Raw genomic sequence first — 21,878 nt, 5'->3', positions numbered from 1 at the left:
AGTCCCCTTAAGACTGCAAGACGTCTGCAAGGCGTTCAAGACGGCCGCGTACGCTGCCATCAATGACCATATCACCCGAACGGATGATTACGCCTGCCATTACAGACTTATCGATTTTGCAATTCAGCTTAACTTTGCGTGACAGACGTTTTTCCATCGCGGCGGTGATTTTCGCAAGCTGTTCATTACTCAGTTCAGTCGCAGAAGTCACTTCAACTTCAGCGGTTGCTTCACTAAGGGCACGTAAGTGCTCAAACTGCTCGAGAACATCCGGGAGCACACGGAGACGACCATTTTCTGCCATCACCTTAATCAGGTTCTGGCCGTTGGCATCCAGTTGCTCTCCGCACACGGCGATAAACGACGCGGCGAGAGTTTCAGGTGCTAACGCACCGGAAAGCAACTCAGCCATTTGTTCGTTTTTCGTCACCTCAGCGGCAAACGCCAGCATATCCTGCCAGCGATCGACATTTTGGTGTTCGACAGCAAAGTCAAAAGCTGCTTTGGCGTAGGGGCGAGCTACCGTAACAAATTCAGACATCAGCCCCTCCCTCCTTACAGTTCAGCGACAAGTTTGTCCACGATGTCGCTGTTAGCAGCTTCATCCACGGAACGTTCGATGATCTTCTCGGCGCCAGCAACAGCCAGAATCGCAACCTGCTTACGCAGTTCTTCACGAGCACGTTTACGCTCAGCATCAATTTCTGCCTGAGCCTGTGTCACGATCTTAGTACGTTCCTGTTCTGCTTCAGCTTTGGCTTCGTCCAGGATCTGAGAACGGCGTTTGTTAGCCTGTTCAATGATTACCTGAGCTTCAGCTTTCGCTTTTTTCAGCTGGTCTGTCGCGTTGGCCTGTGCAAGGTCCAAATCTTTCTTAGCGCGTTCTGCGGAAGCCAGACCGTCAGCAATTTCTTTCTGACGTTTTTCGATGGCAGCCATTAAAGGCGGCCATACATACTTCATGCAGAACCAGACAAAGAGAATAAACGCGATGGCCTGGCCGAGGATTGTTGCGTTCATGTTCACAGCACAATACCTCTTTAATTTCTGTGGCTTAGGGTTTTAAAACTACTACTACGCGACAGCAAACATCACGTACAGACCCAGACCTACAGCGATCATTGGGATAGCATCCACCAGACCCATAACGATAAAGAACTGAGTACGCAGCAGAGGAATCAGATCAGGTTGACGCGCTGCGCCTTCCAGGAATTTGCCCCCGAGGATGCCGATACCGATCGCAGCACCGATAGCCGCCAGACCCATCATCACAGCGGCAGCCATGTACAGCAGATCCATATTCAGGTTTTCCATGACAGTCTCCAGTTTGTTTCAATTAAAACGTAGTAGTGTTGGTAAAAAATCAGTGCTCTTCAGACGCCATCGACAGATAGACGATCGTCAGAACCATGAAGATAAAGGCTTGCAGCGTAATGATCAGGATGTGGAAAATGGCCCAAGGCACATTCAGAACCCACTGTGACCACCACGGCAGAAGACCCGCGATCAGAATGAAAATCAGCTCACCCGCATACATGTTGCCGAACAGTCGCAGACCCAGTGAAACAGGTTTGGACAGCAGGCTAACGCCTTCCAGGATCAGGTTGACCGGAATAAACGCCCAGTGGTTGAACGGCTGCAAGGTAAGCTCTTTCACAAAGCCGCTTACGCCTTTCATTTTGATGCTGTAGAAAAGAATCAGGATAAATACGCCCAGCGCCATCGACAGGGTGATGTTCACGTCCGCAGACGGTACAACACGCAGCGCTGGCAGGCCGAAGATGTGCTCGCCGATAAACGGCAGCAGATCGATTGGCAGCAGGTCCATCAGGTTCATCAGGAAGACCCAAACGAACACGGTCAGGGCCAGCGGAGCAATCAGTTTGCTCTTACCATGGTACATGTCTTTGACGCTACCATGGACGAAGCCGATGATCATTTCGATGAAGGTCTGGAATTTCCCTGGTACACCGCTGGTCGCTCGTTTAGCAACACCGCGGAACATGGCCAGGAACAGAAGACCCAAAACCACCGAGAAGAACATGGAGTCGATGTTGATCGTCCAGAAGGTGGCCGGGGGGTTATGTGGATCCACCAGCGAGAATGTACGCAGGTCCAGCTGAAGGTTATTCAGATGGTGACCTATGTAATCCTGCGGCGTCATATTTTCTGAAGCCATGATGCCTTTTACCCTTTGTTATTGATTACAGCTGGAGCCAGAACTTGTACCACCAGCACCAAAACCCACGTTGCTATCAGCGGCATGAAGACCACTTTCAAAACCGCCAGCGCCATCACCAGTAGAGCAAAGGTCAGCAACACCTTACACACTTCGCCGAGGGCGAAGGACCAGGCCACGCGGCCTTTGGCGGGTGTATGCGCCTGATGACGCCAGGCAAAAATCATAAACAACACGTTTGGCAGCACAACCGCCAAACCCCCGCACACGGCGGAGATGCCCCAGAAGGGGTCTTTGAGGCTAAACAGCAGTCCACTTGCTATCACAGCCAGAAACTGAATGAACAGAAGCTTACGAGCAACGTTTCTACTCAAGAGCGACACAGACATCACGTTTTTACTCCTGCTCCCTTCGAGGTATGCCGCGTGTCGTATAAAACGTCCTTTAAGGCTCAGAGTCAAGCATCAAAAAGCGGTCAAATTATACGGTGCGCACCCGTGATTTCAAACATTAAGTAGCGAAAAGGTGAATAAATGTTTAAATATTTTTCCCCACCGCTATTTTTTAACTTTCGCTGAAAGCGTCAACCTTCGACCAAAACTGCAAACAGCGCGAAAACGTTGGCGATAAAGCGTGCACGAGATCACAAAACACACATTTGCGATAAGGTTGTATTTATCAAAGGCGCAAATCGCATAAATTTATCTTTATGAAATTAAAAGCAAAACACCGTAACTATTTTCAAAACAGCCCAGTACACAATAAAAACGTTTTATTGACATTCTTAATAAACAATTAACATTACGTTCTGGTTACCGCCTCCCACTTTTAGCAGACTTATATTTTCACAGATGACTATCTTCTCGGTAAATAAAAGAGGCCAGGTTAACCAGAAGAAAAACCTTAGTGAAAAAGAGGTTAAAGGCTCACCGGTAAATCCCCTGTAGTTGTGCTGTTTTTTAACATGCGAAGAACAGCACAAATTCCACATTTTTTATTAATTTTTTAAAAATTGTTTGGCTTAATTATCACCAGATGACGCTCCCCATCGAGCTGAGGAATGTGTAATTTCTCGATGGATTCAACAGCAAAACCGTCCGGGAGCTGTTCAATCTCATCGCCTGGTAACTGCCCTTTCAGCGCATAAAAGCGGCCATTCTCTGCCGGCAAGTGCTTACACCAGCTAACCATATCATTGAGCGAAGCAAACGCGCGGCTGATAACACCGTCAAATGGCGGCTCTGCCGGGAACTCCTCTACCCTGCTCTGCACGGGCGTGATGTTTTCAAGCTTCAGCTCATGCTGTACCTGACGTAAAAAGCGCACGCGCTTGCCAAGGCTGTCCAGAAGCGTGAAGTGGCTCTCAGGGCGAACAATCGACAGCGGAACGCCCGGTAAACCAGGTCCCGTACCCACGTCGATAAAACGCTCACCTTTCAGCCACGGGGCAACCACGATGCTATCGAGAATATGGCGTACCAGCATCTCGTTGGGGTCACGTACTGAGGTCAGGTTGTACGCTTTGTTCCATTTGTTCAGCATATCGACATAGGCCACCAGCTGATTTTTCTGGTGATCGGTGAGCGAAATACCTGCCTGATCCAGCAGACGAGAGAGTTTGTTAAGCACGGTGAATACCTGTTGGAAAACTTAGGTGGCGGGGGGCGCTTCGCTTACCCGCCCTACGGGTTCATCAGGCCCGGTAAGCGCAGCGCCACCGGGCAATGTTCTGGGCATTACGCGCTGCGGCGCAGCATGCCCTGCTTTTTCAGCCAGACCAGCAGGATCGAAATCGCTGCAGGCGTGACGCCGGAGATACGGGATGCCTGGCCGATCGATACCGGTTTGTGATCGTTCAGCTTGGCGATCACTTCGTTGGAAAGGCCCGTCACCTGGCGGTAGTCCAGCATTTCCGGCAGCAGCGTGTTTTCGTTACGCTGCTGTTTTTCGATCTCATCCTGCTGACGCGCGATGTAACCTTCATACTTCACCTGGATCTCAACCTGCTCTGCCGCTTCAGCGTCTTCGAGCCCCGGCGCGAACGCGGTCAGTTTGACCAGGTTCTCGTAGGTGACTTCAGGACGGCGCAGCAGATCTTCCCCGCTGGCTTCACGCGACAGCGGCGCGGTTAAGTGAGCGTTTACTTCGGCGGCGGTTTCCGCCTGCGGATTCACCCAGGTGGTTTTCAGGCGCTGACGTTCCTGCTCAATGCGCTCCAGCTTTTCGTTGAACCGCGCCCAGCGTTCGTCATCGACCAGACCCAGCTCGCGGCCCATTTCGGTCAGACGCAGGTCGGCGTTATCTTCACGCAGCATCAGGCGATATTCAGCGCGAGAGGTAAACATACGATACGGCTCTTTGGTACCCAGCGTGCAGAGATCGTCAACCAGCACGCCCAGATACGCCTGAGAACGGCCTGGTGCCCAGCCCTCTTTCTCAGCGGAGAAGCGCGCGGCGTTCAGACCGGCAAGCAGGCCCTGCGCAGCCGCTTCTTCGTAGCCGGTAGTGCCGTTAATCTGCCCCGCGAAGAACAGACCGTGGATGAATTTGCTTTCCAGGGTTGGCTTCAGGTCGCGCGGATCGAAGAAATCGTACTCAATAGCGTAGCCGGGACGAACGATTTTCGCATTCTCCATCCCCTGCATTGAGCGAACAATTTGCATCTGTACATCGAACGGCAGACTGGTGGAGATGCCGTTCGGATAAATTTCATTTGAGGTCAGCCCTTCCGGCTCCAGGAAGATCTGGTGCTGGTTACGATCGGCGAAGCGCATCACTTTGTCTTCGATCGACGGACAGTAGCGTGGGCCGATCCCTTCGATCACGCCGGCATACATGGGGCTGCGATCGAGGTTATTGCGGATCACGTCATGGGTTTTCTCGTTGGTATGCGTGATGTAGCACGGTACCTGCTGCGGATGCTGAGCCGCATTGCCCATGAACGAGAACACCGGCATCGGATTATCACCGTGCTGTTGCGCCAGCACGCTGAAATCAATGGTGCGCGCATCAATACGCGGCGGCGTACCGGTTTTCAGGCGGCTGACGCGCAGCGGCAGTTCACGCAGACGGCGAGACAGGGGAATAGACGGCGGATCGCCGGCACGGCCACCGCTGTAGTTATCCAGACCGATATGAATTTTACCGTCCAGGAATGTGCCCACGGTCAGCACCACGGCTTTCGCACGGAATTTGAGACCCATCTGGGTCACGGCACCTACGACGCGATCGTTCTCAACGATAAGATCTTCAACCGCCTGCTGGAAGATCATCAGGTTCGGCTGGTTCTCCAGGGCGGTACGCACAGCCTGACGGTAAAGCACGCGGTCTGCCTGGGCACGGGTCGCACGCACAGCGGGACCTTTACTCGCGTTTAGTATCCTAAACTGGATGCCAGCATGATCGATTGCTTTCGCCATCAGGCCGCCAAGTGCATCCACTTCTTTTACCAGGTGTCCTTTCCCAATGCCGCCAATCGCCGGATTACAGGACATTTGTCCCAGCGTGTCGATATTGTGTGTCAAAAGCAGGGTCTGCTGACCCATACGCGCTGCGGCCATTGCGGCCTCAGTGCCTGCATGACCCCCGCCAATGATGATGACGTCAAAAGGATCCTGATAAAACATGGTGGTCTGCCTCGCGTAAAGCGGTATGAAAATGGATTGAAGCCCGGGCCGTGGATTCTACTCAACTTTAGTCTTTCGAGAAAGCATTGGGATCCTGGGCTATTAAAAAGAAGATCTTTTTATTTAGAGATCTGTTCTATTGTGATCTCTTATTAGGATCGCGAACCTGTGTGGATAAGTCCGATCACATAAAGAAGATCATGCAGTTAGAAAGGATCGTTTGCTGTGAATGATCGGTGATCCTGGACAGTATAAGCTGGGATCAGATCGCGACTTTATACACAGGTCAAAAACGATACAACAGCTGTTCTTTGGATAACTACGGGTTAATACGAGCTTTTAACCAGAGTTATCCACATCTGTTCGCGCAATCTTTAATCGCTTTTGAGTAAATTTTTCCATTCCGCGAGCCAGATCTCGGCTGGATCCTCCGGAATGTCATGATCGAGGATGTTGATCTTGAGCGTTTCACCCAGCTGTTTTGCTCCACAGGAGGTTACAGCGGCTTCAACTTTCTCTATTGCCCCGCAAAAGGTGTCATATTCACGACTGCCGATCCCCACCGCGCCAAAACGGACGTTTGACAGGTCGGGCTGCTGTTCCAGCAGTTCGTCATATAAAGGTTGCAGGTTATCCGGCAGATCGCCCGCGCCGTGCGTGGAGGTGATCAGCAGCCAGACCCCGTCAGTCGGGAGATCTTCAAGCAACGGACCGTGCAGGGTTTCCGTGGAAAAGCCCGCATCTTCCAGCTTTTCAGCCAGGTGTTCCGCTACGTATTCCGCACCACCAAGGGTGCTGCCGCTGATAAGGGTAATGTCCGCCATTGATCGCTCGCCCAGATAAAGAGACGGTCATTGTACGCTGTGAACGAGCTGGGATCTACCTGTGGAAAATGTGGGAATGAATTTGCCCGATCACGGGCGGATGGTACGCATGATCGGGTTTTGCAGGGAGATCAGCGTCTCGGTGGACTGAATTTCATCGATTGTTTGGATCTTGTTGATAAGTACCTGCTGGAGGGCGTCGATGGATCGGCACATGACTTTAATAAAGATGCTGTAATGCCCGGTGGTGTAATACGCCTCGGTGACTTCATCCAGCGCGTTCAGCTTCGCCAGGGCGGAAGGGTAGTCTTTGGCGCTTTTAAGAATGATGCCGATGAAGCAGCAGACGTCGTAACCCAGATGTTTAGGACTGACGTCAATGCGTGCGCCGGTAATGATCCCCGCCTGCTTCATCTTCTCTACGCGGACGTGAATGGTTCCCGGGCTGACGCCAAACTGTTTTGCCAACTCGGCGTAGGCGGTACGGGCATTGGCCATTAACGCCTCCAGAATGCCGCGGTCGAGATTGTCGATCTGATAATTTTCCATAGTTTTTTCTTATGAGGATTAATGAATCACCCTATTCTAGCGTTTAATTTTATCGAATCAAAAGTGAAGGTGGCTTTTTGTTGATGAGTTATTGAATATGATGCCATTTCTGTTGCTTAATCAATATCAACAGGACGCAGGAGTATAAATAATGAAAACCGCTTACATCGCAAAACAACGCCAGATCAGTTTCGTAAAATCCCATTTTTCCCGCCAGCTGGAAGAGAAGCTTGGCCTTATTGAAGTTCAGGCGCCGATTCTGAGCCGCGTGGGTGACGGGACGCAGGATAACCTCTCTGGATGCGAAAAAGCGGTACAGGTAAAAGTGAAAACGCTGCCAGACGCTCAGTTCGAAGTGGTTCATTCCCTGGCGAAGTGGAAGCGTCAAACTCTGGGACAACACGACTTCAGCGCGGGCGAAGGGCTCTACACGCACATGAAAGCCCTTCGTCCCGATGAAGACCGCCTTTCTCCGATTCATTCCGTTTACGTTGACCAGTGGGACTGGGAGCGCGTAATGGGTGATGGTGAACGCCACGTCGGTACGCTGAAATCCACCGTTGAGGCGATCTACGCCGGGATCAAAGCAACCGAAGCGGCCGTGAGCAAAGAGTTTGGTCTGGCACCGTTCCTGCCGGATACGATCCACTTTGTCCACAGCCAGGAGCTGCTGAGCCGCTTCCCGGATCTCGATGCTAAAGGTCGCGAGCGTGCGATCGCTAAAGAATTAGGTGCAGTATTCCTGATCGGTATCGGCGGCAAACTGTCTGATGGCAAACGCCACGACGTTCGCGCACCGGATTATGATGACTGGAGCACTGTAGGTGAGGGCGAATTTGCCGGGCTGAACGGCGATATTCTGGTGTGGAACCCGGTACTGGAAGACGCATTCGAGATTTCATCTATGGGGATCCGCGTGGATGCCGACGCGCTGAAGCGCCAGCTGGCGGTCACCGGTGATGAAGATCGTCTCAAACTCGAGTGGCACCAGGCGCTGCTGCGCGGTCAAATGCCTCAGACGATCGGCGGCGGTATCGGCCAGTCCCGTTTAACCATGCTGCTGCTGCAATTACCCCATATCGGTCAGGTTCAGTGTGGCGTCTGGCCGCAGCAGGTACGTGAAAGCGTCGGTTCTCTTCTGTAATTAACGCTGCCAGCGTCTGAGCAGGCGGCTACGCAACCCGGTATCAAAGCGCCAGATATGATCGAAGATGCGCATGATGCCGGGTTTTCCATGGGCTGACATCGCCACCGCGTGAAAACGGTGCTGGTGCACCCGCTGTAATTCCTTCACCTTATTCACCACGTCATCCGGCAGCCGCTGGGCAATAAAATCGGAAATCACCACCGCGTCAGCGTCGTACCAGTCGCCGCCCTGCATACGCTCCACAATACTGCGGAAGCAGCTGGCCAGATCCGTGCCGCCGCGAAAGCGCTGGCTCAGAAAGCGGATTGCCTGCTCGATCCCCTGCTGGTTCGTCAGCTCATAGCCCACCACCTCGCTGGAGAAGAGCATGATGAAGCAGCGACGGCGATCGGCCAGCGCCACGCGCATCAGTGCCAGACAGAACGCCTTCGCGCACTGCTCGTTAAACCCGCCCATCGAACCGGACGTATCTACGCAAACAATGAATGGCCCGCGCGGCTGTTCATCAAAATCCTGATGGACGACCGGCCGTTGGCTGACTTTCTCGCGCCAGGCTTCACCGTGCAGTCGGTAGGTGAGAAGCTGTTTTTCAACCAGCCGACGATAAAACTCATACTCCAGCTCGGTCATCCCCAGCGTGCTCAGCTCCGTGGGCAGCAGGCGTAAAATGTCATCGCTCTGCTGGAGCCCGTCGACCTGCTCCGGCACGGTAGCCGGTTCGCGCACCAGGGTGCGGAAGGTTTCCATCGGGGCATCTTTCTTTGGGACCGATTTTGCCTCCCTTGAGCGACCCAGCTGTTCTGCAAGCTTCATCAGCTCCGGCTGCTGCGCCAGAAAATCGCCGTATTTGACGATCAGCTGATAATCCCCGCGTCGGAGCTGACCGGCGCTCATATCCCAGAGACGTCCGGCGGCGTTTTCATTCTCCACCAGCACCTGTTCTAGCTGGCCGCTCAGCGTCATCCGTTCCTGAACTTCACTGAGCAGCTGTTCACGCTCTTCGTCCAGCAGCTGCTGGTTCAGCGTTGTGGCCTGGACCACCAGGCTGAGGCGCCAGCGCTGTAAGAAGAGGGTATGCAGTGCGGGTGTAAAGGTGGCGTTATCCGTGACCAGCGCCCGGGCCTGGCTGGCAAACGGAGAATGGACGTTATCGAGCAACGCCAGGGTTTGTGGGAGCTGGACGATAAACTGTGACGTGGAGAGCCGCTGGCACTGCTGATAGCAGGCCACCTCTTCCGTTAACTCAGGCGGAACTTCGGTCTCCCTGAACCGTTGACGCAAATTTTCTCGCCAGCGCGGAAGATCGTCCGTCATCGCCTTTTTAAGCTTTGGAAATTTTTCAAAAAACGCCGCCAGCTGCGGCGACGCCAGAAGGGTGATGACCACTTCTTCGATCAACCCCTCCTCGCTGACGGCCAGCATGACGTTAAGCGTATCCAGCGTTAGCATTGACGCGCCTGTTTGATCTGCGCGCTGACATCCTGCAGGCTGGCTTCGATGCGACCTAACCAGTCGCTATGAATAAAGAGGCATTTTTGCTGCTCGCTAAAGCGGGTGTGCTGCTGATGCCATTCGGTATCCAGCGCTTCCAGCTGCTGCTTGATCTCTTCCGGCACGCTATCCGAAGCGGTTCCCGGCAGCGCAAGACGCGATCCCTGGAGGCTGACGTCGCGGATCACCAGGTGCTGGCTGCTGTCCACTTCCATATTCAGCGGCTGCGCGAAACCAATGCCGTTGAGTTTTCCCCGGATCTCTCCGCCCTTATCCAGCCACTGCGCCAGCGCCTCGCGCTCAATCGTAATGTGCACCACCTGCATATCATGCAGTTTAAGCGGCTGCTGAAGCAGCAACGTTAGCGTTGCGCCGGTCAGATCCGCGGGAAGCTCGTAGTGCGGTTTGCGGGCGAACATGCCCCCAAGGCGATTCACTTTCAGCGCGGTTTTATCACTTTGCTGCTGCTGGAGCTGGATGCGCCGCTGGGCAATCGCCCCCAGCTGGTTGAGCATTGCCTGCTGTCCCCAGGCGTGCCCGGTCATCAAAACGTCAAGCTGTTGCTGCATCAGGTTCATGCCTTCTGCATCGTGCCAGAGACAATCTTTCAGCAGGATCAGATCGATTGGCGCGACGGCATCACGCCCGCTGAACAGGGCGCTCGCCTGCAGCAGGCGGATCGCTTTTTTCCACCGGCGATCGGAGACATAGGGCGCTGAAGGGATGAGATCAAGCTGCTGGCGCAGCAGATAGATCAGCTCGAAGACGGCGTCTGGCAGTTTGATTTTGCCGATATCCTGCTGCCACTGGTGATACTCCTCATCCGTCACCTGCAGCGAAGCGGATACCGGGTTTTCACTTTCATCCTGCTGGCTGACCAGCATGGAGCGGAAGTTGGACTTATCCTGCACTTTGTCCAGCCACAGACGGATAAGCATACGGTCATACAGCGCTTCCAGACTGCTGTCGGCTTCAGGCAGTTCGTTAGAGGCGGCCACCAGCAGGCGCATCGGGATTTTCTCTTCACTGGCGCCGTTACGGAATCGACGTTCGTTTATCGCCGTGAGGAGGGTGTTAAGAATAGCCGGCCCCGCTTTCCAGATCTCATCGAGAAAAACAATCTCAGCCTCCGGAAGATACCCTTCTGTCAGGCGCTGATAGCGCCCCTCGTCTTTCAATGCCTGAATGGAGAGCGGACCAAAAACTTCTTCTGGGGTGGAAAACCGGGTCATGAGATATTCGAAGGCGCGGGCGTTCTGAAAAGCAAATTTTAGCCTGCGGGCAATCAGGCTTTTGGCAATGCCCGGCGGTCCCAGCAAAAACACGCTCTCACCGCTCAGCGCCGCCAGTAAGCAGAGGCGGATGGCGTGGCTACGCTCGAAAAGGCCTTTCTCCAGCGCGCTGCTGAGGCGGGAAATTCTTTCTGCTAATAAATGTGAGTGAGCCATAATAGTTTTGCATCCTTTCGCCGTCGTGGCGGCCAATTGAAGCGAGTATAGACGTTTCAGTCAGGGCTGGTAATAGACTGAAGTGCGGCGCAATTTTCTTTGCGCTACATTAATGCGGTTGCATTTAGGGGTACGATTTTGCAATGAATCGTGCATACTGTGCGCTTTTTGTGGGCCAAGGGACCGGGAACACATTTGTTATTTAAACGAAAAGACTAGTCTATGAGCACTGATAATAAGCAATCATTACCCGCAATAACGCTTGCGGCGATCGGGGTTGTCTACGGTGATATCGGCACCAGCCCGCTTTATACGCTTCGTGAATGTCTGTCCGGCCAGTTTGGTTTTGGTGTTGAACGCGATGCCGTGTTTGGCTTCCTGTCCCTCATTTTCTGGCTGCTGATCCTGGTGGTTTCCGTTAAATATCTCTCCTTCGTTATGCGTGCTGATAACGCAGGTGAAGGTGGGATCCTGACCCTGATGTCTCTTGCCGGGCGTAATACCTCGGCCAGGATGACCTCTGTGCTGGTCATTATCGGCCTGATTGGCGGCAGTTTCTTCTACGGGGAAGTGGTGATAACGCCAGCTATCTCGGTGCTGTCGGCGATTGAGGGGCTGGAGATTATCGCTCCGCAGCTTGATTCATGGGTGGTTCCGCTGGCCATTATTGTCCTGACGCTGCTGTTCATGATCCAGAAGCACGGTACAGGGCTGGTGGGTAAACTGTTCGCGCCGATTATGCTGGCCTGGTTCCTGATCCTGGCGGCGCTTGGTTTACGCAGCATTATCGCGAACCCGGAAGTGCTGCATGCGCTGAACCCTTACTGGGCGGTGCATTTCTTCCTCGAATACAAAGTGGTTTCCTTCGTGGCGCTGGGGGCCGTCGTGCTCTCCATCACCGGTGTGGAAGCGCTGTATGCTGACATGGGCCACTTCGGGAAACTGCCTATCCGCGTGGCATGGTTTATTGTGGTGCTGCCGTCGCTGGTGCTGAACTACTTCGGTCAGGGCGCGCTGTTGCTCAAAAACCCGGAAGCGATCAAGAACCCGTTCTTCCTGCTGGCGCCCGACTGGGCGCTGGTGCCGATGCTTATCCTGGCGACGCTGGCGACCGTCATTGCCTCCCAGGCGGTGATTTCCGGCGTGTTTTCACTGACGCGTCAGGCCGTGCGTCTGGGGTATCTCTCGCCAATGCGCATCATCCATACCTCAGAGATGGAGTCGGGCCAGATCTACATCCCGTTCGTTAACTGGCTCCTCTATTTCGCTGTTGTTATTGTTATCGTCAGCTTCGAGCACTCCAGTAACCTGGCGGCGGCGTACGGTATTGCGGTAACCGGTACGATGGTGCTGACATCGCTGCTCTCCACCACGGTGGCGTACCGAAACTGGCACTGGAATAAATTCCTCGTGGCGATGATTCTGGTGGGCTTCCTGTGTATCGACGTGCCGCTGTTCTCTGCGAACCTCGACAAAATAGTCTCCGGTGGCTGGCTGCCGCTGACGCTGGGTCTGGTGATGTTCATTGTCATGACCACCTGGAAAAGCGAGCGCTTCCGCCTGCTGCGCCGCATGCACGAGCACGGGAACTCTCTTGAGGCAATGATCGCCTCTCTGGAGAAATCCCCGCCGGTCCGCGTGCCGGGCACGGCGGTGTATATGTCTCGTGCTCTGAACGTCATCCCGTTCGCGCTGATGCATAATCTCAAGCACAACAAAGTGCTGCACGAGCGCGTGATCCTGCTGACGCTGCGCACCGAAGATGCGCCTTACGTTCACAACGTGCGTCGCGTGCAGATCGAGCAGCTGTCGCCGACATTCTGGCGCGTTGTGGCGAGCTACGGCTGGCGCGAAACGCCAAACGTGGAAGAGGTGTTCCACCGCTGCGGTCTGGAAGGGCTGAGCTGCCGGATGATGGAGACGTCGTTCTTTATGTCGCACGAGTCGCTGATCATCGGCAAGCGTCCGTGGTATCTGCGCCTGCGCGGCAAGCTGTACCTCATCCTGCAGCGTAACGCCCTGCGCGCGCCTGACCAGTTTGAGATCCCGCCTAACCGCGTGATTGAGCTGGGAACGCAGGTCGAGATCTAATCCCTTCTGAAAATGCCGGGTGGCGCTTCGCTTACCCGGCCTACCAAACCCCTCGCCAACCCACAATAATTGTCTCTGCATTTCACTTAGCGAAACGTTTCGACGTCGATCACAAATCTGTTACGTCATGATGGTTTTCTGAACATTCTTGAGATTAAACTGACGTCAGCGAAACGTTTCGCTAGTGGAGCAAGAAAATGAAGAAAGGCACGGTACTCAACTCAGAAATCTCATCGGCTATTTCCCGTCTTGGGCATACCGATACGCTGGTGGTTTGCGATGCAGGCTTACCGGTTCCACGCAGCACAACCCGTATCGATATGGCGTTAACGCAGGGTGTACCCTCGTTTATGCAGGTACTGGAAGTCGTGACGGCGGAGATGCAGGTTGAGGCAGCCATTCTCGCGGCGGAAATTAAACAACATAATCCGCAACTCCACGAAACGTTGCTCAGCCATATTGAGCAACTGCAACAACACCAGGGAAACACCATAGAAATTCGTTACACGACGCACGAACAGTTTAAACAACAAACCGCAGACAGTCAGGCGGTGATTCGCAGCGGGGAGTGTTCCCCGTATGCGAATATCATTCTCTGTGCTGGCGTCACATTCTGAGGCCATCATGGACGCATTACTGCAACTCAAAGGGATCGATAAGTCGTTCCCGGGCGTAAAAGCCCTCTCCGGCGCGGCGCTGAACGTCTACCCCGGGCGCGTGATGGCGCTGGTGGGCGAAAACGGTGCCGGCAAATCCACCATGATGAAAGTGCTGACCGGTATCTATCAACGCGATGCCGGTTCACTCGTCTGGCTGGGGAAAGAGACCACCTTCAACGGTCCGAAATCCTCTCAGGAAGCCGGGATCGGTATTATTCACCAGGAGCTGAACCTGATCCCGCAGCTCACCATTGCGGAGAACATCTTCCTCGGCCGCGAGTTTGTTAACCGGTTCGGCAAAATCGACTGGAAAACCATGTATGCCGAAGCGGACAAGCTGCTGGCGAAGCTGAACCTGCGCTTTAAGAGCGACCGACTGGTAGGCGATCTGTCCATTGGCGATCAGCAGATGGTGGAAATTGCGAAGGTGCTGAGCTTTGAGTCGAAGGTCATCATTATGGATGAACCCACCGACGCTCTGACCGACACCGAAACCGAATCCTTGTTCCGCGTGATCCGCGAGCTGAAATCGCAGGGGCGCGGGATTGTCTATATCTCTCACCGCATGAAAGAGATCTTCGAAATCTGCGATGACGTCACCGTTTTCCGCGACGGGCAGTTTATTGCCGAGCGCGAAGTCGCCACGCTGACCGAAGATACGCTCATCGAAATGATGGTGGGACGCAAGCTCGAAGATCAGTACCCGCATCTGGATAAAGCGCCGGGTGAGATCCGCCTGAAGGTGGACAACCTCTGCGGTCCGGGTGTGAACGACGTGACCTTTACCCTGCGCCAGGGCGAGATCCTGGGCGTGGCGGGCCTGATGGGGGCCGGGCGTACCGAACTGATGAAAGTGTTGTACGGCGCACTGCCGCGCACCAGCGGTTATGTCACCCTCGACGGTCATGAAGTGGTCACCCGCTCTCCGCAGGATGGCCTGGCGAACGGCATCGTTTATATCTCCGAAGACCGCAAACGCGACGGCCTGGTGCTGGGGATGTCAGTTAAAGAGAACATGTCCCTGACCGCGCTGCGCTATTTCAGCCATAGCGGCGGTAGCCTGAAGCATAAAGATGAGCAGCAGGCGGTGAGCGATTTTATCCGCCTCTTTAACGTCAAAACCCCGTCGATGGAGCAGGCGATTGGCCTGTTGTCCGGCGGTAATCAGCAGAAAGTGGCGATTGCGCGCGGGCTGATGACGCGCCCGAAAGTGTTGATCCTCGACGAGCCAACCCGCGGCGTGGACGTGGGCGCGAAGAAAGAGATCTATCAGCTGATTAACCAGTTCAAGGCCGACGGTCTGAGCATCATTCTGGTCTCTTCCGAGATGCCAGAAGTATTAGGCATGAGCGATCGCATTATCGTCATGCATGAAGGGCATCTCGGCGGTGAATTCACTCGCGAGCAGGCCACCCAGGAAGTTCTGATGGCTGCCGCTGTGGGCAAGCTTAATCGCGTGAATCAGGAGTAAGAAGATGACTACCCAGGCTGTTTCTGGTCGCCGCTATTTCACAAAGGCATGGCTGATGGAACAAAAATCGCTGATTGCCCTGCTGGTGCTGATCGCGATTGTATCGACCATGAGCCCGAACTTTTTCACCGTTAATAACCTGTTCAACATTCTGCAGCAGACGTCGGTGAACGCCATTATGGCGGTCGGCATGACGCTGGTGATTTTGACCTCAGGTATCGATCTGTCCGTCGGTTCCCTGCTGGCGCTCACCGGCGCGATCGCCGCTTCGATTGTCGGCATTGAAGTCAACGCGCTGGTGGCCGTGGCCGCTGCCCTGGCGGCAGGCGCGGCGATTGGTGCCGTAACCGGCGTGATTGTCGCAAAAGGCCGCGTTCAGGCATTCATCGCCACGCTGGTGATGATGCTGCTGCTGCGCGGTGTCACCATGGTGTACACCAACGGCAGCCCGGTTAATACCGGCTTTACCGATAACGCGGATCTGTTTGGCTGGTTCGGTATCGGTCGCCCGCTGGGTGTTCCGACCCCGGTCTGGATCATGGCTATCGTCTTCCTGGCGGCGTGGTACATGCTGCACCACACCCGTCTGGGTCGTTATATCTACGCGCTGGGCGGTAACGAAGCGGCAACACGCCTGTCCGGTATCAGCGTTAATAAAGTCAAAATTATCGTTTACTCCCTGTGCGGTCTGCTGGCATCGCTGGCTGGTATCATCGAAGTGGCGCGCCTCTCTTCTGCGCAGCCGACGGCGGGTACGGGGTATGAGCTGGATGCTATCGCGGCAGTGGTTCTGGGCGGTACGAGTCTTGCGGGCGGTAAAGGTCGCATTGTTGGGACATTGATCGGCGCACTGATTCTTGGTTTCCTGAATAATGGTTTGAATTTGTTAGGTGTTTCCTCCTATTACCAGATGATCGTTAAGGCAGTGGTGATTTTGCTGGCGGTACTGGTAGACAACAAAAAACAGTAACTGACGACACTACAGGACATCTTAGATATGAACATGAAAAAACTGGCTACCCTGGTTTCTGCTGTCGCGCTGAGCGCAACCGTAAGTGCTAAAGCCATGGCGAAAGACACCATCGCGCTGGTTGTCTCTACCCTGAACAACCCGTTCTTTGTCTCCCTGAAGGACGGTGCGCAGAAAGAAGCGGATAAACTGGGTTACAACCTGGTGGTGCTGGATTCACAGAACAACCCGGCGAAAGAGCTGGCTAACGTTCAGGACTTAACCGTTCGCGGCACCAAAATTCTGCTGATCAACCCAACCGATTCTGATGCCGTCGGTAACGCCGTTAAAATGGCAAACCAGGCGAAGATCCCGGTAATCACCCTGGACCGTCAGGCGTCTAAAGGTGAAGTGGTCAGCCACATTGCGTCTGATAACGTGCTAGGTGGCAAAATCGCGGGTGATTACATCGCGAAGAAAGCCGGCGAAGGCGCGAAAGTTATCGAACTGCAGGGGATTGCCGGAACTTCCGCAGCTCGCGAGCGTGGTGAAGGCTTCCAGCAGGCTGTGGCTGCACACAAATTCAACGTGCTGGCCAGCCAGCCGGCAGACTTCGACCGTACTAAAGGTCTGAACGTTATGCAGAACCTGCTGACCGCGCATCCTGACGTGCAGGCCGTGTTCGCACAGAACGACGAAATGGCGCTCGGCGCGCTGCGTGCCCTGCAGACCGCAGGTAAATCTGATGTGATGGTTGTCGGATTTGACGGCACGCCGGATGGTGAAAAAGCAGTAAACGATGGCAAACTGGCTGCGACCATCGCTCAGCTGCCTGAGCAGATTGGCGCAACTGGCGTTGAAACTGCCGACAAAGTGCTGAAGGGCGAAAAAGTTCAGGCTAAATACCCAGTTGACCTGAAGCTGGTCATCAAGCAGTAAAAGGCGAATCAGGCAGTCGCTGGCTGCCTGAGGGACACCAATAAAGAAAAGTGTGGCATACGCCACCGGGTAACACCGGTGGCGCTCTCAGATGGACAACCCAACCATGAAAACCGCAGGCAACCTCGTCGTCCTTGGCAGTATCAATGCCGATCACATTCTTAACCTTGAATCGTTCCCTGCACCGGGCGAAACCGTCACGGGTAACCAGTATCAGGTGGCATTTGGCGGTAAAGGCGCCAACCAGGCCGTCGCTGCCGGTCGCAGCGGGGCGAATATTGCGTTTATCGCCTGCACGGGTGATGACGATACCGGTGAGCGAGTACGCAAACAGCTGGCGAGCGACAACATTGATATCTCACCGGTCAGCGTGGTTGCAGGGGAATCGACCGGCGTGGCGCTGATTTTCGTCAATGCTGAAGGTGAGAATGTCATCGGTATTCATGCGGGTGCTAACGCTGCGCTGACGACAGAACGCGTCGAAGAACAACACGGAATTATTGCCGGAGCGGAAGCCCTGCTCATGCAACTGGAGTCACCGGTTGAAAGCGTGCTGGCCGCCGCGAAAATTGCGCATGAAAATCATACCACTGTCGTACTTAACCCGGCCCCAGCCCGTGTATTATCAGACGAGCTGCTGGCGCTGGTGGACATCATTACGCCGAACGAAACCGAAGCCGAAAAGCTGACGGGCATTCGCGTAGAAAATGATGACGATGCCGCGCGAGCCGCGCGTGCACTGCATGATAAGGGCATCGGCACCGTGATTATCACCCTTGGTAGCCGTGGCGTGTGGGCAAGCGTCAATGGCGAAGGCCGTCGCGTGCCGGGCTTTAAGGTCAAAGCGATTGATACCATCGCAGCGGGAGATACCTTTAACGGTGCACTGGTCACCGCGCTGCTGGAAGGCAAGAGAATGGATGACGCTATTCGCTTCGCACACGCAGCTGCCGCGATTGCGGTGACGCGCAAAGGCGCCCAGCCTTCCGTTCCGTGGCGTAAAGAGATCGATGAATTCTTAAGTCAGCAGGGGTAACGCTTGGCCACAATGAAAGATGTCGCCCGCATGGCGGGCGTTTCTACCTCGACGGTCTCCCACGTTATAAACAACGATCGCTTCGTCAGCGAGGCGATTCGGGAGAAAGTTGAAGCTGCGGTAAAAGAACTCAACTATGCGCCGTCTGCGCTGGCGCGCAGCCTTAAGCTCAACCAGACGCGCACCATCGGTATGCTGATCACCGCCAGTACCAACCCCTTTTATTCAGAACTGGTTCGCGGCGTGGAGCGTAGCTGCTTCGAGCGCGGCTACAGCCTGGTGCTGTGCAATACCGAGGGTGACGAGCAGCGCATGAATCGTAACCTGGAAACGCTGATGCAAAAACGCGTCGACGGACTATTGCTGCTCTGCACCGAAACGCACCAGCCCTCGAAAGAGATCATCCAGCGTTATCCTTCAATTCCCACCGTGATGATGGACTGGGCGCCGTTCGACGGAACCAGCGATCTCATTCAGGATAACTCCCTGCTGGGCGGTGATATGGCGACTCAGCACCTGATTGATAAAGGACACACTCGCATTGCCTGTATTACGGGGCCGCTGGATAAAACTCCGGCGCGTTTGCGTCTGGAAGGGTATCTCTCCGCCATGGAACGAGCGGGGCTTGCCATTCCTGATTGCTATCGAATCACCGGTGATTTTGAATTTAACGGCGGTTTCGAGGCGATGCAGAAACTGCTGGCGCTAAAGCCGCGTCCGCAGGCGGTGTTTATTGGTAACGACGCGATGGCGTTTGGTGCCTACCAGGCGTTGTATCAGGCGGGGCTACGCGTGCCTGATGATATGGCGGTGATTGGCTATGACGATATCGAACTGGCCAGCTACATGACGCCGCCGCTGACCACGATCCATCAACCAAAAGATGAACTGGGCGAGCTGGCCATCGATGTGTTGATCCACCGTATGGCGCAGCCCACGCTGCAACAGCAACGCCTGCAGCTTACTCCTGTTCTGATGGAACGCGGTTCGGTTTAGCTTTCTCTTTGTGACGCTCTTTAATCAGGTTTCGGCCGTCTTTCGGTTTTAACAGCATAAAGACCAGCGCCGATACCACGGTAAGTGCGCCCATGGTGATAAAGGTATAGTGGAACTGCTCAACGGTATTTGCGCTGTCAAAACCTTCATAAAACCGCAGCACCGCTGCACTCACGGCAACCCCTAAACTGATCGACAGCTGTTGCGTTACCGCCAGCACGCTGTTGCCGCTGCTGGCGTTCTCGTCAGTCAGGTCGGCGAGGGTGATGGTGTTCATCGACGTGAACTGCGTCGACATCGCCATGCCCAACACAAACAGCGGCAGGATCAGCATCCAGACGGGTAACGCGGCGGATTGCAGCGAGAACTGCGCAATCATCAGACCGATAAAGACCGTCACGCCAACCAGCGTCTTACGATAGCCAAACCAGCGCAGCACCTGTGTCACGGTTGATTTTGCCAGAATCGAGCCCATTGCCGTGGGCGCCATCATGCAGCCAGCAATCAGGGCCGGGTAGCCGAAACCCACCTGCAGCATCAATGGCATCAGGAACGGTACGCAACCCGTCCCCAGACGAGACGCAATGTTTCCTGCAATCCCAACGGAAAACGTTCGGGTGTTAAAGAGCCCCAGGGAAATTAACGGCGTCGGGTGACGGCGCGCGTGACGTATATAAAGAAGGAATAACAGAATACCGCCGAGGATAACGGAGAGCGCTAACCACGTCGCGACGATCTTCTCGCCAAACAGCTCCATTCCGCTGGAGAATAACACCAGGCTCAGGCCAAACAGGAAAAAGCCTCCCATGTCGAAGCTGCGCCTCGGCGTGGTGAAGTTCGGCATATATTTGCGGGCATACAGCAGCCCCGCAACGCCAATTGGAATATTAATCAGGAAAATCCAGTGCCAGCTTGCCCAGGTGACAAATATGCCACCGAGTACCGGGCCAAGAATCGGGCCAACCAGGCCCGGCATGGTGACGAAGTTGAGCACGGGAAGCAGTTCGCTCCTGGGGTAGGCTCGCAGCAGGGCAAGACGCGCCACCGGCATCATCATCGCGCCGCCAATGCCCTGCAATACGCGGAAGATAACCAGCTCCGTTAAGGATGAGGAGAGCGCACAGGCCAGCGAACCGAGCGTAAAGAGCGTTACGGCCAGCATGAAAACTCTGCGGGTGCCAAAGCGGTCGGCCAGCCAGCCGCTGACCGGAATTAACATTGCGACCGTCAGGGTGTAGCTGATGATGGCGGACTGCATCGCCAGCGGGGAGCGATTAAGGCTTTGCGCTATAGCGGGAAGCGCTGTGTTGAGGATGGTGGCATCCAGTGCCTGCATAAAAAACGCCATGGCTGCAATCCACGGCAATCCGGCCATGCTGCGCGCTTTTTTCGTTGTCATTCATTTACCTGCTGGTGGGTTGGCGCGGCCAGCAATGCCTGGCACGCACTCAGGGCTCGCTGCCCGTCGCTTTCCTGGATGGCATCAACTATCGCCTGGTGCAAATCCAGTTTTACCACTTCGTTTTGTGTAATAGAGGTAAAGTAGATGTGATACACCGAATGAAATAAAGAGGCAAAAGAGGTGAGAAACGGATTGGCGCTCATCATATAGATGTGTTCATGCCAGGCCATATCAACCTCAACCCAGCGTTCGCGGTTGAAGTGCTTTTTCAGGAACACCATCTCTTCCATCAGCACGTTAAGCTGTGCTTTCTGCTCTGCAGTTCCTAGCGTGGCGGCAAGCAGACATGCCTGAGGTTCAAGGCTGCTGCGCATCACCAGAAAGTGATCGACGACCTGGTGAAAGTTATCTTCCGTCATCCACCAGGAGAGCAGCTCCTGATCGAGAAAATTCCAGTTACTCTGTGGCATCACGCGTGTGCCAATGCGAGGGCGTGGAAGCACCATGCCTTTTGCCGTCAGGGTTTTCACCGCTTCGCGAACGGCGGTACGGCTCACCCCAAACTGCTCACCCAGCTCCATCTCACCCGGCAGGATGCTGCCCGGGGCATATTTACCCGCTAAAATCCGCTGAGCCAGCTTTTCTGCCAGCACGTACGACAGGTTTTTTTGGGCGGCCAGCTGTTGTGCGCTTAATGGCATCGCTTTTATTCCTTAAAGATTCATGCTGATAATTATGCCACCTCGAATGTGATTGTGGTTGCAGATACATCAAATAGAACAATTTGTAGCTCGATTTCACCTCTGTTGGTGAAAAAAAACGCGGATGGAAACTTTTTTTAAATTTCCTCTTGTCACGTCGGAATAACTCCCTATAATGCGCCTCCACTGACACGGAACAACGGCACACACGCCGCCGGGTCAGCAGAGAAAAGCGAAAATAAACGCTTGACTCTGAAGCGGGAAAGCGTAATATGCACACCCCGCGCCGCAGCGAAAAGCGAAGCGGCACTGCTCTTTAACAATTTATCAGACAATCTGTGTGGGCACTCAAAGTGACATGGATTCTTAA

General features: G+C 54.5%; 21 protein-coding genes. 8 read left to right on the top strand and 13 right to left on the bottom strand.

Going from position 1 to position 21,878, the window contains the following annotated elements:
- Nucleotides 1–7 precede the first annotated feature (7 nt).
- The 9 genes from atpH to asnC all read right to left on the bottom strand — a co-directional run bounded on the left by atpH (nt 8) and on the right by asnC (nt 7,178).
- A complete protein-coding gene (gene atpH, locus INF68_RS15820; RefSeq protein WP_023309790.1) occupies nt 8–541 on the bottom strand; it encodes a F0F1 ATP synthase subunit delta in 534 nt (177 codons plus the stop codon).
- A gap of 14 nt (nt 542–555) precedes the next feature.
- A complete protein-coding gene (atpF, locus tag INF68_RS15815; protein WP_014072436.1) occupies nt 556–1,026 on the bottom strand; it encodes a F0F1 ATP synthase subunit B in 471 nt (156 codons plus the stop codon).
- Between the two features lie 48 nt (nt 1,027–1,074).
- Complete coding sequence (atpE, locus tag INF68_RS15810; protein ID WP_000429386.1) at nt 1,075–1,314, bottom strand: F0F1 ATP synthase subunit C; 240 nt, start codon at nt 1,312–1,314, stop codon at nt 1,075–1,077.
- Between the two features lie 49 nt (nt 1,315–1,363).
- Nucleotides 1,364–2,179, bottom strand: a complete 816-nt coding sequence (atpB, locus tag INF68_RS15805; RefSeq protein ID WP_008500193.1) for a F0F1 ATP synthase subunit A — start codon at nt 2,177–2,179, stop codon at nt 1,364–1,366.
- A gap of 8 nt (nt 2,180–2,187) precedes the next feature.
- On the bottom strand, nt 2,188–2,568 hold the full coding sequence (gene atpI, locus INF68_RS15800; RefSeq protein WP_008500194.1) for a F0F1 ATP synthase subunit I: 381 nt from the start codon (nt 2,566–2,568) through the stop codon (nt 2,188–2,190).
- 616 nt (nt 2,569–3,184) lie between these two features.
- Entirely contained in the window at nt 3,185–3,808 is a 624-nt protein-coding gene (rsmG, locus tag INF68_RS15795; protein WP_023309787.1) for a 16S rRNA (guanine(527)-N(7))-methyltransferase RsmG, read from the bottom strand.
- A gap of 107 nt (nt 3,809–3,915) precedes the next feature.
- Nucleotides 3,916–5,805 carry a tRNA uridine-5-carboxymethylaminomethyl(34) synthesis enzyme MnmG gene (gene mnmG / locus INF68_RS15790; RefSeq protein ID WP_014072433.1) on the bottom strand — a complete coding sequence of 630 codons (1,890 nt, stop codon included), beginning with the start codon at nt 5,803–5,805 and terminating at the stop codon, nt 3,916–3,918.
- Between the two features lie 374 nt (nt 5,806–6,179).
- A complete protein-coding gene (mioC, locus tag INF68_RS15785; protein ID WP_109846532.1) occupies nt 6,180–6,629 on the bottom strand; it encodes an FMN-binding protein MioC in 450 nt (149 codons plus the stop codon).
- 90 nt (nt 6,630–6,719) lie between these two features.
- Nucleotides 6,720–7,178: a transcriptional regulator AsnC gene (asnC, locus tag INF68_RS15780; protein ID WP_023333916.1), complete on the bottom strand. Its 459-nt coding sequence runs from the start codon at nt 7,176–7,178 to the stop codon at nt 6,720–6,722.
- Nucleotides 7,179–7,329: 151 nt separating this feature from the next.
- Here asnC and asnA point away from each other — a divergent pair, with 151 nt between their 5' ends.
- Nucleotides 7,330–8,322: an aspartate--ammonia ligase gene (gene asnA, locus INF68_RS15775; protein ID WP_126786545.1), complete on the top strand. Its 993-nt coding sequence runs from the start codon at nt 7,330–7,332 to the stop codon at nt 8,320–8,322.
- On the opposite strand, the gene viaA is transcribed toward asnA, so the two are convergent.
- Nucleotides 8,323–9,774 carry an ATPase RavA stimulator ViaA gene (viaA, locus tag INF68_RS15770; protein WP_126786546.1) on the bottom strand — a complete coding sequence of 484 codons (1,452 nt, stop codon included), beginning with the start codon at nt 9,772–9,774 and terminating at the stop codon, nt 8,323–8,325.
- On the bottom strand, nt 9,768–11,264 hold the full coding sequence (gene ravA, locus INF68_RS15765) for an ATPase RavA (protein WP_023309782.1): 1,497 nt from the start codon (nt 11,262–11,264) through the stop codon (nt 9,768–9,770). Before ravA ends, viaA begins: the two co-directional genes overlap by 7 nt.
- A gap of 222 nt (nt 11,265–11,486) precedes the next feature.
- Here ravA and kup point away from each other — a divergent pair, with 222 nt between their 5' ends.
- The 7 genes from kup to rbsR all read left to right on the top strand — a co-directional run bounded on the left by kup (nt 11,487) and on the right by rbsR (nt 19,405).
- Entirely contained in the window at nt 11,487–13,355 is a 1,869-nt protein-coding gene (gene kup, locus INF68_RS15760; protein WP_023309781.1) for a low affinity potassium transporter Kup, read from the top strand.
- 197 nt (nt 13,356–13,552) lie between these two features.
- Nucleotides 13,553–13,972, top strand: a complete 420-nt coding sequence (rbsD, locus tag INF68_RS15755; protein WP_126786547.1) for a D-ribose pyranase — start codon at nt 13,553–13,555, stop codon at nt 13,970–13,972.
- A 7-nt stretch (nt 13,973–13,979) separates the two neighbouring features.
- On the top strand, nt 13,980–15,485 hold the full coding sequence (rbsA, locus tag INF68_RS15750; RefSeq protein WP_045354605.1) for a ribose ABC transporter ATP-binding protein RbsA: 1,506 nt from the start codon (nt 13,980–13,982) through the stop codon (nt 15,483–15,485).
- Between the two features lie 4 nt (nt 15,486–15,489).
- A complete protein-coding gene (gene rbsC / locus INF68_RS15745; protein WP_006808742.1) occupies nt 15,490–16,455 on the top strand; it encodes a ribose ABC transporter permease in 966 nt (321 codons plus the stop codon).
- 27 nt (nt 16,456–16,482) lie between these two features.
- Nucleotides 16,483–17,373 carry a ribose ABC transporter substrate-binding protein RbsB gene (gene rbsB, locus INF68_RS15740; RefSeq protein ID WP_193525357.1) on the top strand — a complete coding sequence of 297 codons (891 nt, stop codon included), beginning with the start codon at nt 16,483–16,485 and terminating at the stop codon, nt 17,371–17,373.
- A gap of 106 nt (nt 17,374–17,479) precedes the next feature.
- The gene (gene rbsK / locus INF68_RS15735; protein WP_126786554.1) at nt 17,480–18,409 is read left to right on the top strand and encodes a ribokinase; all 930 of its coding nucleotides are present in this window, start codon (nt 17,480–17,482) and stop codon (nt 18,407–18,409) included.
- A 3-nt stretch (nt 18,410–18,412) separates the two neighbouring features.
- Nucleotides 18,413–19,405, top strand: coding sequence for a ribose operon transcriptional repressor RbsR (rbsR, locus tag INF68_RS15730; RefSeq protein WP_126786548.1), 993 nt, complete (start codon nt 18,413–18,415; stop codon nt 19,403–19,405).
- Here the strand turns inward: rbsR and mdtD are convergent.
- Together mdtD and INF68_RS15720 are read right to left on the bottom strand one after the other, a co-directional pair.
- The gene (mdtD, locus tag INF68_RS15725; protein WP_126786549.1) at nt 19,371–20,804 is read right to left on the bottom strand and encodes a multidrug transporter subunit MdtD; all 1,434 of its coding nucleotides are present in this window, start codon (nt 20,802–20,804) and stop codon (nt 19,371–19,373) included. The genes rbsR and mdtD overlap by 35 nt on opposite strands.
- On the bottom strand, nt 20,801–21,508 hold the full coding sequence (locus INF68_RS15720) for a FadR/GntR family transcriptional regulator (protein WP_126786550.1): 708 nt from the start codon (nt 21,506–21,508) through the stop codon (nt 20,801–20,803). Before INF68_RS15720 ends, mdtD begins: the two co-directional genes overlap by 4 nt.
- Nucleotides 21,509–21,878 lie beyond the last annotated feature (370 nt).

This window comes from Enterobacter cloacae complex sp. P16RS2 (assembly GCF_014982155.1).
In the GTDB taxonomy this organism is placed as follows: Bacteria; Pseudomonadota; Gammaproteobacteria; order Enterobacterales; family Enterobacteriaceae; genus Enterobacter; species Enterobacter cloacae_M.
Note: the sequence above shows the minus strand (reverse complement) of the source record. Positions and strands in the feature narration are given on the sequence as shown.

What these genes read in the sequence shown, in the direction of transcription:
- rbsB (WP_193525357.1), top strand. Translation starts at nt 16,483, where the DNA reads ATGAACATGAAAAAACTGGCTACCCTGGTTTCTGCTGTCGCGCTGAGC.
- asnA (WP_126786545.1), top strand. Translation starts at nt 7,330, where the DNA reads ATGAAAACCGCTTACATCGCAAAACAACGCCAGATCAGTTTCGTAAAA.
- atpE (WP_000429386.1), bottom strand. Translation starts at nt 1,314, where the DNA reads ATGGAAAACCTGAATATGGATCTGCTGTACATGGCTGCCGCTGTGATG.
- atpB (WP_008500193.1), bottom strand. Translation starts at nt 2,179, where the DNA reads ATGGCTTCAGAAAATATGACGCCGCAGGATTACATAGGTCACCATCTG.
- asnC (WP_023333916.1), bottom strand. Translation starts at nt 7,178, where the DNA reads ATGGAAAATTATCAGATCGACAATCTCGACCGCGGCATTCTGGAGGCG.
- rbsK (WP_126786554.1), top strand. Translation starts at nt 17,480, where the DNA reads ATGAAAACCGCAGGCAACCTCGTCGTCCTTGGCAGTATCAATGCCGAT.
- atpH (WP_023309790.1), bottom strand. Translation starts at nt 541, where the DNA reads ATGTCTGAATTTGTTACGGTAGCTCGCCCCTACGCCAAAGCAGCTTTT.
- rbsA (WP_045354605.1), top strand. Translation starts at nt 13,980, where the DNA reads ATGGACGCATTACTGCAACTCAAAGGGATCGATAAGTCGTTCCCGGGC.
- mnmG (WP_014072433.1), bottom strand. Translation starts at nt 5,805, where the DNA reads ATGTTTTATCAGGATCCTTTTGACGTCATCATCATTGGCGGGGGTCAT.
- INF68_RS15720 (WP_126786550.1), bottom strand. Translation starts at nt 21,508, where the DNA reads ATGCCATTAAGCGCACAACAGCTGGCCGCCCAAAAAAACCTGTCGTAC.
- rbsC (WP_006808742.1), top strand. Translation starts at nt 15,490, where the DNA reads ATGACTACCCAGGCTGTTTCTGGTCGCCGCTATTTCACAAAGGCATGG.
- mioC (WP_109846532.1), bottom strand. Translation starts at nt 6,629, where the DNA reads ATGGCGGACATTACCCTTATCAGCGGCAGCACCCTTGGTGGTGCGGAA.
- mdtD (WP_126786549.1), bottom strand. Translation starts at nt 20,804, where the DNA reads ATGACAACGAAAAAAGCGCGCAGCATGGCCGGATTGCCGTGGATTGCA.
- viaA (WP_126786546.1), bottom strand. Translation starts at nt 9,774, where the DNA reads ATGCTAACGCTGGATACGCTTAACGTCATGCTGGCCGTCAGCGAGGAG.
- kup (WP_023309781.1), top strand. Translation starts at nt 11,487, where the DNA reads ATGAGCACTGATAATAAGCAATCATTACCCGCAATAACGCTTGCGGCG.
- atpI (WP_008500194.1), bottom strand. Translation starts at nt 2,568, where the DNA reads ATGTCTGTGTCGCTCTTGAGTAGAAACGTTGCTCGTAAGCTTCTGTTC.
- ravA (WP_023309782.1), bottom strand. Translation starts at nt 11,264, where the DNA reads ATGGCTCACTCACATTTATTAGCAGAAAGAATTTCCCGCCTCAGCAGC.
- rbsD (WP_126786547.1), top strand. Translation starts at nt 13,553, where the DNA reads ATGAAGAAAGGCACGGTACTCAACTCAGAAATCTCATCGGCTATTTCC.